Below are 515 nucleotides of genomic sequence, written 5' to 3'. Positions count from 1 at the left end.
CCCGATCACGATGACGGGAAGACCGGTCAGCAGCCAGGTCAGCCGGGTCAGGTCGTAGCCGGCGTCGAACAGGACCAGGATCGGCGGGTCGCCGGGCTGCCACCGGCCGCCGTCACGTAGCCGTTCGACCAGGTCACGTACCTGGGTGGCGGTCACCGCGGTGACATCGTCGAGCGGGGCCAGCCGCAGCACGTCCAGAACCGCGACCCAGCTGTGCCGGCCCGGCTCCAGCGCGACCACGAACGAATACGGCCAGCCCGGAGCCGTTTGGTTCTTCTCGCCGTGGCCCCGGCCCCGGACATGGCAGTGCGCACGGTCGGGGGCGGTGTCCGCGTTCGGGCGCAGCCACGCGCTGACATCGACCGCCAGCATCAGCTGACCGTCCGGCTGCCGGGGCAGATCCACCCCGGCCAGCGCCTGCCGTAACCGGCTCACCGCGATCGCACCCGCGTTGACCGCGTCATACAACGCGCCGTGCCCCCGCCGATGCTCCACCGTCAGCGACAACCCGACCA

General features: G+C 71.7%; 1 protein-coding gene. It reads right to left on the bottom strand.

Annotated features, from left to right (window positions below; genetic code table 11):
- Window positions 1–515, bottom strand: a 515-nt coding sequence (locus tag IEZ13_RS46225) for a transposase (protein ID WP_189285829.1), incomplete at both ends; no start/stop codon positions are given.

It is taken from the genome of Actinoplanes campanulatus, from assembly GCF_014647795.1.
Classification (GTDB): domain Bacteria; phylum Actinomycetota; class Actinomycetes; order Mycobacteriales; family Micromonosporaceae; genus Actinoplanes; species Actinoplanes campanulatus.
The sequence above is the reverse complement of the archived record's forward strand: the minus strand, read 5'-3'. Positions and strand labels throughout refer to the sequence as shown.